At 59.9% G+C, this 9,035-nt stretch carries 14 protein-coding genes and 1 pseudogene; 13 read left to right on the top strand and 2 right to left on the bottom strand.

All coding sequences use genetic code 11. The annotated features are described in order from the left end of the window. Nucleotides 1-74 precede the first annotated feature (74 nt). The 13 genes from EWH12_RS21025 (at nt 75) to EWH12_RS20980 (ending at nt 8,388) form a co-directional block, all read left to right on the top strand. Nucleotides 75-659 carry a hypothetical protein gene (locus EWH12_RS21025; protein ID WP_129927725.1) on the top strand — a complete coding sequence of 195 codons (585 nt, stop codon included), beginning with the start codon at nt 75-77 and terminating at the stop codon, nt 657-659. A gap of 212 nt (nt 660-871) precedes the next feature. Further along, nucleotides 872-1,654 carry a hypothetical protein gene (locus EWH12_RS21020; RefSeq protein WP_129927724.1) on the top strand — a complete coding sequence of 261 codons (783 nt, stop codon included), beginning with the start codon at nt 872-874 and terminating at the stop codon, nt 1,652-1,654. Between the two features lie 175 nt (nt 1,655-1,829). Then, nucleotides 1,830-1,985 carry a hypothetical protein gene (locus tag EWH12_RS22395; RefSeq protein WP_165363686.1) on the top strand — a complete coding sequence of 52 codons (156 nt, stop codon included), beginning with the start codon at nt 1,830-1,832 and terminating at the stop codon, nt 1,983-1,985. A 59-nt stretch (nt 1,986-2,044) separates the two neighbouring features. Next, entirely contained in the window at nt 2,045-2,179 is a 135-nt protein-coding gene (locus tag EWH12_RS22940) for a hypothetical protein (protein WP_277986042.1), read from the top strand. Between the two features lie 92 nt (nt 2,180-2,271). Continuing rightward, on the top strand, nt 2,272-2,505 hold the full coding sequence (locus EWH12_RS21015; protein WP_129927723.1) for a hypothetical protein: 234 nt from the start codon (nt 2,272-2,274) through the stop codon (nt 2,503-2,505). Nucleotides 2,506-2,611: 106 nt separating this feature from the next. Continuing rightward, nucleotides 2,612-2,857 (top strand): hypothetical protein, encoded by a 246-nt coding sequence (locus EWH12_RS21010; protein WP_207212462.1) that lies wholly within the window; start codon nt 2,612-2,614, stop codon nt 2,855-2,857. 109 nt (nt 2,858-2,966) lie between these two features. Further along, complete coding sequence (locus EWH12_RS21005) at nt 2,967-3,239, top strand: hypothetical protein (RefSeq protein ID WP_129927721.1); 273 nt, start codon at nt 2,967-2,969, stop codon at nt 3,237-3,239. Between the two features lie 65 nt (nt 3,240-3,304). Further along, on the top strand, nt 3,305-3,547 hold the full coding sequence (locus EWH12_RS22390; protein WP_165363685.1) for a hypothetical protein: 243 nt from the start codon (nt 3,305-3,307) through the stop codon (nt 3,545-3,547). A gap of 14 nt (nt 3,548-3,561) precedes the next feature. Further along, nucleotides 3,562-5,130 (top strand): type IV secretory system conjugative DNA transfer family protein, encoded by a 1,569-nt coding sequence (locus tag EWH12_RS21000; RefSeq protein ID WP_165363684.1) that lies wholly within the window; start codon nt 3,562-3,564, stop codon nt 5,128-5,130. After that, a complete protein-coding gene (locus tag EWH12_RS20995; RefSeq protein WP_129927719.1) occupies nt 5,127-5,678 on the top strand; it encodes a hypothetical protein in 552 nt (183 codons plus the stop codon). Before EWH12_RS21000 ends, EWH12_RS20995 begins: the two co-directional genes overlap by 4 nt. 199 nt (nt 5,679-5,877) lie before the next feature. Further along, entirely contained in the window at nt 5,878-6,846 is a 969-nt protein-coding gene (mobQ, locus tag EWH12_RS20990; RefSeq protein ID WP_129927718.1) for a MobQ family relaxase, read from the top strand. A gap of 2 nt (nt 6,847-6,848) precedes the next feature. Continuing rightward, nucleotides 6,849-7,343 (top strand): hypothetical protein, encoded by a 495-nt coding sequence (locus EWH12_RS20985; RefSeq protein WP_129927717.1) that lies wholly within the window; start codon nt 6,849-6,851, stop codon nt 7,341-7,343. Between the two features lie 274 nt (nt 7,344-7,617). Further along, the gene (locus tag EWH12_RS20980) at nt 7,618-8,388 is read left to right on the top strand and encodes a type II secretion system protein (protein ID WP_207212463.1); all 771 of its coding nucleotides are present in this window, start codon (nt 7,618-7,620) and stop codon (nt 8,386-8,388) included. Here EWH12_RS20980 and EWH12_RS22935 read toward each other — a convergent pair. After that, a pseudogene (locus EWH12_RS22935) lies at nt 8,386-8,598 on the bottom strand (helix-turn-helix domain-containing protein); the annotation flags it as partial. The gene EWH12_RS20980 and the pseudogene EWH12_RS22935 sit on opposite strands and share 3 nt — an antisense overlap. A gap of 91 nt (nt 8,599-8,689) precedes the next feature. After that, nucleotides 8,690-8,905 (bottom strand): site-specific integrase, encoded by a 216-nt coding sequence (locus tag EWH12_RS20970; RefSeq protein ID WP_129927715.1) that lies wholly within the window; start codon nt 8,903-8,905, stop codon nt 8,690-8,692. Nucleotides 8,906-9,035: the final 130 nt, after the last annotated feature.

Genomic DNA, 9,035 nt, shown 5'->3' with positions numbered 1-9,035 from the left:
GAAAATTACACCAATGCCGGGGGGAGTGGCCCTCGGGCTACGCCCTCACGCCACTCCCCCCGGCATGTAACACGATGGCCTGGTTTTACGCCGCCGAATGGCCGACTTTTGCTCCGCCGTTGACACAGCCACATGCTAAGGGATTTGCCACGGCATTGGGCGCACTGCTGCGTCCTTCCTCGCTGCCCAGCAACGGATTCTACGACTGGCGAGCGCTGGAAGTGGTTCCGTCTGTCACCTGGGCGGCGCTGCCGCCGGAGATGCTGGACAAGCCCATGTCCAATGGCGAATATTTTCGGCGTAGCGGCACGATTACGCTGGAGGGTCAGTCAATGAAGGTGCTGGCAGGCGGCGCGCGCACGATGGTGACGAACCTGTATTTTCGCAACGATGGGCCACCGCTTGGCGAGGCTGCTCTACTCGCAGCATTGCGGGATGCAGGGTATCAGGTCGCCCCGGTACGCTGCACGAAAATGAAGATAGCAGGCGCGCCGACATGGTATCGACTTTCGGGGGTATCCAAACAGACGGCAACCCTTTGGATCGCCCCAGCACGCGGGGGACAACAGCCATGGGAAGGGTTCAGTCTGCAATTGGACGGTAAACTTCCACCGCTTACGCCACGGGAGGCTGCCGTATACACGGATCGCTGCGCCTGACAGTGTAAAAGGTCGGCGGAAAACGCATGAGCGGTTCCGGGCGCGCAGCGCCTAGAGCGCGGACCGAAGGCAAGCCCTCTTGAAACCGTCCGCCATTTCCAGCATTTGTAAGTGTCTGTGACTGCATTGCGAAGGGCCTTTCTTGCAGCATGATTGCCCCTTTTCGCAGGGTGTCATGAAGAGCATGCTCTTGTTTAAGGAAAGGGTTTATCATGGCTAAAAAGCCCTTGCCGCCTCAACTGCATGTAAAATTTGATGCTGACTTCATGGGGAAGCCCGCTGGGCGGATAACCCATTTAACTGTCCGCCCCGGTGACAGCATCAGGTTCGGAAATTGGAACCGAGAGAGGCTTGAAAATAAAAATACAGAATTTTTATTGAATGGTTTTGATGATTATGAGAAAAATAACCGTATAGAAGATAGAGATTACAGTAAAATCATTTCAGTTTCGGTAGAAAGAATTTCGTCCGTCATGGATGAAATTTATAGAGATGCTGGAATTGATAACGACAAGCATGAGAAGGTGTCGAGGGCTATCGCCAATATTCTGGTTGCAGAGAGGTCTATAGAAAGTGGTGGGGCAATAGCCTTACATGATATTGTGGAGCACGTTTCATCCCCCCAGTCAGCTAAAGCGTCGAATAAGATGCCTCCCTTTCCCGCCGAAGCGCCGATCAGATGGAAAGACCGTGTGCCGGGCGAAACTGCCCCTGATTTCGCTCGCCGTGTGTATGGCCCTTATGGTCTGGCCGAGGGCATCCCCAAACGTGCACTTCGCAATCTCGATGCCGCTTTGGTGAACGAACTCAATACATGGGTGCGTGAAGGCAATGAGATGCCTGCCGATGTTCAGCTTCTTACCAAAGGCGAGGAAAATGACCGCCTGCTGAGCGCTGGCGACGAAGCCATTAAGGAGCATTTGGGAAAATTTACGGGCGCGGAGGCCGTACGTGAGGCGCAGCGCCTGAACAATGCTCGATATCGCAAACGATAAATTCAAAAACAATTCATTAAAAATGAATTGACCTGTCGCTGACGAATCGGCATCCTCTCCTCATGGTCGCAAACGGCCTGAATACCCCACAAGAAGGCTAGCCAACCGCCACACGCCCTATCGGGCGTGGACCGGCTCACTCGGCCTAGTCACGGGGAGATGAGGGAGTGTGAGCATGAGTGATAATAAGCAGCCCGGTTTCTGGGAACGTGTCGTTAACGCCGGTGCGGCGGTGGCCATTGGCACCGTCATTGGCGGATTGATCGCTGGGCCTGCGGGCGCGGCGGTCGGCGCAAAAATCGGCGGTTGCTGCGGTGGTGCCGCTGGCTAGCGCCATGCGCTGAACGGCGGTGTGCGGGAACCTGCGCACCGCCTACGGGGAGAACGCCCATGATGATCCATGATTTCGATACGAGCGGCAATGTCTGGCCCGCTCCCGGCGGTTGTATCGCGGGGGATATACGCGACTGGATATTGCGGTGGCTTCGGGCTGGCGAAGTGCCGCCGCCCATCATGCCGCGCTGACGCGGCGTTTTACTAACCAACGTGGCGAAAACCAACGCGGCGCGATGCGCCCGCGCACGGGACGCTGCGCGCCGCCAACAGGAGATTGAGCGATGTTCTATCCCAAATGTCCGCAATGTGGTGGCAAGACCACCAGCGCCGAACCGAATAACCGCTACGCCAAACATGCTTTTGGGCAATGGCTGCAACAGCAGGCGGCGGCGAACTACCCGCATCCCTATCTCAAGGCGGCGGTCGGCGTCGTGTCGGCAGGAAACGAGATTTACAAACGCCTGCCGGGTGGCGGTCTGAAACGCTGCAAAAGCTGCGGCCACCAATTCAACTGACGTGCGGCGGCTATGCCGCTGCACGCACCTTCATCCTCAACCGGATGCCCTTGGCGCGCATGATCTGCGTGATGGAAAATGCGCGCCCTTTTCACGGAGAAATGCGATGATGCACTGCCCCAAATGCCATTCGCCCCATATCGTGTCGAACAAGATCGAGGGCGAATATCTTGAACGCGCGACACAGTTCGCGCAGGCCACACAGGCCATCGGCATCAAGCGCGTGACCGTGCTGGCGGGACTGGGCGCGGTCGTGCTGCGGGCGATCGACGCGCTGATGAAAGACTGCCGTTGCCAAAGTTGCGGCCACACATTCGATGCAGGCCCCGGCCACGAGTTGGGTGCGGCCTGATCCATCGGGCCACCGCGCCCCAACGCTGATTTTCAACCATCGTCATTTTCGGGCGCGGGGACTTTCCGCGTGACGGGATCGTGCGCCCTTCAGCCATGGAGAAGCGATTATGATAGCCGCGACTTGGCCCGGTATTGACCGGGGAGAACTTTCGCAGGATGCGCATATCATCTGCCCCAATTGCGGCAGCGATGATTATGCCTCCAATCTCGTCGATGAAACGCCGTTCCGGCAGGCGGTGCGTGGCGTCACGCTGCTGCGGCGGTTGGGGCATCTGGGCGCAGCGGGTGATGTGCTGACCCGGCTGGCCTCGGTGAAGATCATCAACTTTCTTCGCCATCGTTTCGTCTGCCGCGCGTGTGCGGCGCAATTTGATGAATGATGGCCTGGGTGTGGGACTGATGCATCCGTCCCACGCCGCTTCCCTGACATAGAAAGGACAATGCGATGGGCAAAGCCTTTGACTGGCTGGCGCGCGGCTTTGGTAGCGCCATCCACGATGTACGCCAACAGGTTCTGGAAAACCCATGGTTTGGGCGCGTGGTGACGCCCCGGTCGCAGACCATCACGCTCGGCACGGATCGGTCGATGGGGGACGAAAAATCCATCGGGGAACGGCTGGGCTGGGGCAGGCCACAAGAGCATGGCCACGCGCAGGAACAGGCCCACGGCCACGATATGGAACGCTGACGGGAGGGCAAGTCATGGCAATGCGGCGGGACAGCTTAGACGAACCGCTGATGCGGCTTTCGGCGGCGGGTGACATTCTGACCTTCAGGGATTTGGCACAGAATATTTTCTGCACGGGCGTGACGGGCGGCGGCAAGACTTCTGGCCCCGGCAGGCATCTTTTAGCAGCCTTGCTGGCCAAGCGCTGCGGCGGCATCATCCTCTGCGCCAAACCCGGAGAGGCGGAAGAAATCCATGACCTCTGCGCGAAGCTGGGGCGGCTGGATTCGCTCATCATCTGGGATGGACGCAATCACGGATTCAATTTCCTGAACTACATGCTGGGGCGGCTGGGCCGTGATAGCGTGGGCGCGGTCATCGAATATCTGATGAAGATTGTCGAACTGGTGCGGGCCAGCAGCGCCCTGCGCGGCGATAACGGCGACGCGTTCTGGACGGAGAAGCTACGCGAACTGCTGACCTACCTGCTGCCGCTGGTGCAGGCGGCGACGGGCAATGTGCGGCTTTCGGACATACTGGCCTGCCTGCGTAGCGCGCCCACGTCGCTTGAGCAGATGTTGAGCGTCGAATGGCAGCAGGAAATGGGCTTCTTCGTGCGCTGCTTCCTGCGTGCATCCGAACAATTCGACGCGGTGACGGGCGAAGAGATGGTGGCATTCTGGCGCGGCTTTGCCGCCATGGATGCCAAACTGCGCGGCAATATCCTCGCGGGCTTTGCCATGCTGGAGCGCCTCAATACCGGCTGGCTGCGCAACGCGCTGTGCGGCGAGAGCAACCTCGTGCCGGAACTGACCTTTCAGGGCGCGATCATCGTGCTGGATATGTCGCGCGCCACCCATGGGGTCGATGGTGTGCTGTGCCAGATGATCTTCAAGGATGCGTGGCAAACCGCCGTGTTGGCGCGTAATGCGCTGCCGCCCATGCTGCGGGAAAATTTCGTCTTCTGTTACGCCGATGAATGTCAGGAGATCGTGGCCGAAGGGGACGCGGCGTTCCTTGCCATGTCGCGCTCGTCGCGATGCGGCGCAATTTACCTCACCCAGAATTTGCCCAGCATGTACGCCAAGCTGGGCGGCAGCAGCGCCCATGATCGGGTACATCAGCTCGTCGGTAATATGGGCACACGCATCTTCTGCGCGAACCATTGCACGACAACGAACCAATGGGCTTCGGAAACCATTGGCAAGGTGGTGCGGCGGCGCAGCAGCTTCAATGCCAGCGAGGGCACGAACCAAAGCTACGGCATGAGCATGGGGGAGTCCTCCGGCTGGTCGGAGCAGAACCCGGAAAGCAGCGTGCTCGGCCCGCGTGGCGGGCTCGTGGCGAACGCTCTGAACAACCGCCCGCTCTCGGAAAATGGCGGTGACAACTGGGGCCGTAATCGCGGGCATGGCTATAATCAGGGCACCAGCCATGGCTGGTCAGAACAGATGGATTGGCTCGTGCCGCCGGACTTCTTCGCGCGCGGCCTCAAGGTCGGTGGGCCTGCCAACAACTTCCGGGTGTCGGCCCTGTGGGTGCAGGCCGCCCGCCGCTTCGCTGCCAGCAATGACTGTTTCATCGTCACGGAGTTCCAGCAATGAGAGAGCCGAGCCTGCCGATCAAGCTGATCGGCCATCCCATCGTCGCCACGCCGCTGGCGCTTGGTTGTTGTGTCGCCCTGTTCGGGTGCTGGCAGACGGGTGTCGATGCACTCATGCCCGCCGTGGTCCTGCTAATTGCCCTCACATGGATCGCAAAGATCAGCGAGCGAGCCAATGCCTACCGGGCATGGAAGCGTGCATGGGACGGCATGGCTGATAGTGTGCCGCGCCATCCGTCCGGTTGGTGGCGCAAGCCGCTGGGCTGCATTCTCGTGCTGGGAGTGGTGGCGTATCTGGCCAGCGAGGCCCAGGAGCGGCCCGACTACCAACTGGCACTGGGATGGATGGCGCTGGTGATGATCGCAGCCAGCGTGGTCTTCCTGTGGCGGCGCTATGGTCGCCGCGTGCGTGGATCGGCCCGTCGCCGGGGAGCCAATGACGATGTGGTGACGGTGCTCGCCAAGCCCCAATCGGCGATGCCGACACTTGACGCCGCCTATCATGCCATGCCCGATTATTGCCAGCAGGTGCTGGGAAATGGGCGGTGAGAAACAGCCTGTTTCCATGCCGAATTTACGATTTGTTAACCGTGAAAGTGCGACGATTTTCGTTCTTGAAGAGGCTTCCGCAGGGTTCACGTTCGCCAGAACGTAGCTGTGAACTGTTCCGCGGAACTCTCTTCCAAATATAATAACAACAGAAACTATCGCGCACGCCACGGCAACCTTGAGCAAAGGAGGTTCGACCATGGCCCTGTTCAGTATGCGCGTCACCCAAATACGGCGATCGGCAGGCCATAGCGCGGTGGCCGCTGCCGCCTACCGTGCCGGGGAGCGGCTGACCGATGCGCGCACCGGGATCACTCATGACTACACTCGCAAGGAGCATGTGGTGCATAAGGAAATCATCGTGCCGGACAATGCCCCGGCATGGGCGCGCAAGCTCGACCGGGAGGCGCTATGGGGCCTTGCCGAGAAAATGGAAAAGCGGCGCGACGCGCAGGTGGCCCGCGAAGTGCGGATCATGCTGCCACGGGAACTCGATCCCGAAACCCGGCTCGCGCTGGTTCGTCAGTTCGTCAAAACCCAGTTCGTGGATCGCGGCATGATCGCCGATTTGACGGTGCATAACCCCAAAGCTGCCGATGGGCGCGAGCAACCGCACGCCCATGTGCTGCTGACCATGCGGCATCTGACCGTCGAGGGGTTCGGGCTGAAATCCCGTCACGAATGGGTAGAGTGCCCCCAAGGGCGCACCCATGAGGACGGTCGGCCCGTCATGGTCGAGAGCAACGCGCAAAGCTGGAACAGCGCCACCCTGTACGAAACCATTCGAGCGGCGTGGGAGAAGGCCGCCAACGACGCGCTGCAACGCGCCGGATCGCGGGAGCGTGTAGACCGGCGCAGCTACCTTGAGCGCGGCCTCTCGAAAATGCCCGAACCCTATCTCGGCGTGGCGCTACGCCTCAAGGAACTGCATGGCGTGATGCAGGAACGGTTCGGCCAGTATCAGATGGTGCGGCATTATCGCGCCGTTGAGGAGCGCGCCAAAGCGGCGTTCGCCGCGATGGATCGTGGCCAGTCCATGGCCACGATGATGCGCACCGCGCAGCGCTATGTGGATTGGATCGACCGCCAGATTGAGGCGCTGGCCCCGCCGCGTGACAAGCCGGAGCGCGAACCGCCCGAACCGTTCGCGCCCGCATGGGAGCGCTGAGAATGGCAGACCAACCCGGAAACCCATGGAACCCGGCGAAACAACTCGGCACCCAGTGGCAGGAACGCTTGTTCGGGGAAGGTGCGGGGCCAAGTACTGGCCCTACTCGAACCCCAGCGCCGCCTGACGATGCAGCGCTGGAAGACGATGTGATCGCGCCCGATTTGCGAAACTATCGCCCATGGATCATCCAGCGCGGGCGCAGCCGTTCGGCGACGATGCTGGGCCTTCGGCGCTTCGATCCGCGCGGCGGGCATTGGCTGGGGTTTGGCTTGCCTTACCATGGGTTGTTCGCCGTGGAATATGTTGGCGATAAGATGGTGTCGTTAGACTTCGGGATGCGGCAGTTTGTCATCGAAGGGCGCGGCCTCGATGAACTGGCGCAGCGCATCAAGCAGGGCAGCATCGCCACCATATTGGAATATGCGCCCGCCATCTGGCCAGACTCGCCGCAGGGGGCCATCGTCACCAGCATTCGGCGGGTGACGGGGGAATGAAAAACGGAACGTCGTTCGGTAATTAAATTACCATAAATGGTAATTTAATTGTAATTTAATTGTAATTTGGGGCGCTAGATCATAAAATTATGACCGCGCCTTGAAAAGGGCGCGGGGTATAGCAATCCTCTCTATCGCGGCTTCTTGTGCAGCCGATACCCGCACTCCCCAACCGTCTGGTCGGGGTATGTTCAGGCCCTTCTCGGCTAACGGCATGCGCAACCTTTCGATAGAGGGTTTGCTAACTCCCCGATCACCAACAAAAGGGGGAGCGATGCGCGCAGCATTTTCATTGGTCGAATTGTCGATTGTTCTGGTCATTCTGGGATTGCTGACGGGCGGCATATTGGCGGGGCAATCACTCATTCGCGCGGCGGAATTGCGGGCGATCCCCACCGAATATGACCGATGGGTCGCAGCCACCCAAGTATTCCGCGACAGGTACATGGCGTTACCGGGCGACATGCGCAACGCCACGGCCTTCTGGGGGTTCGTGGCAGGCAATGCCAGCGACAATTACACGACGAGTTGCAACACCACCCCCAGCACCGACATGCGTACCTGCAACGGCAATGGCGACGGGAAAAGCGAGGCCTCCATCGAGGGGTTCCGTTTCTGGCAGCATCTGGCCAATGCCGGTCTGGCGGAAGGAAACTTCACCGGCATGGACGATGGCGGTTTTTCCGTGATCGGGAAAAATATCCCGGCCTCGAAATTTGGCGGGGGCAGCGGCTGGCAACGGCACTATATCAGTTCGCCCTATGCCGGAACGACCCATACATTTGCGGGTAAATACGGCTCGCTGTTTGTTTTTGGCAAGCCCTCGCCCAGCGATTATTCCTTGCGCTCTGGCGTGCTTGGGGCGCAGGAATTGTGGAATATTGATACCAAGATGGATGACGGGCGTCCGGCCACCGGGAATGTTCGTGCCTATAATTATGGCCCGCCCTGCACGGACACCGCCGCCGACCCCACCAATATGAATGCCCAGTACCAGCTTGATAGCAACACGCGCGCCTGCGCTGCCTATTTTATTGATAGGTGACAGAATGTCCGCTGCCCGCTCTTCCATTCGCCGCGAGCGCATATCCCCGCCGCGGGGCTTTGGGGCAATGTCACCCGTCTCGCGCTGCTGTGCACACCAGCGGACCGCCGTTGATGGTGCTACACCGAACCGGTCCGCCGCAGCACGGCAACTCGATCCGCTATCCACTGCTGCCAAAAGCCGAGTGCGCAAATCCATCGAAAGGGCCATCCATGCCGGCCTCCTTCACCAGCACGGACTCTGAATCAGAAATCGCGCCTGAACGGAATCCAATGCCGCTTTAGAACGGTCGAAAACCGCTCTAAAGCGGCCCTCGCCACATGCGCGCAGTGAGTGCGCGTTCCTCGGCATTGACGACATAGGTGTAGATCCGGGTGGATTTGCCGCCGCCATCGGCATGGCCCATCAGGCGGCCTACAAGTGATTCCGGCAGGCCAGAACCTATGCCATGACATCCAAACCCATGGCGTAACCCCTTGGGCGTGGCCTGCGGCCCTTCGATGCCCGCCATGTCCATCAGGGGTCGTGTCCCAGGAGGTGGTGTAGGAACCGTCAATCCACGGCAGGATCGGGATCGGGTTCGGGTCAGGCAGCCAGAGCTGGCAGGCTGACAATGGGGTTATGGCTCACCGCGCCGATTGTTTCCA

This window comes from Sphingobium cupriresistens (assembly GCF_004152865.1).
Lineage (GTDB): Bacteria > Pseudomonadota > Alphaproteobacteria > Sphingomonadales > Sphingomonadaceae > Sphingobium > Sphingobium cupriresistens.
The sequence above is the reverse complement of the archived record's forward strand: the minus strand, read 5'-3'. Positions and strand labels throughout refer to the sequence as shown.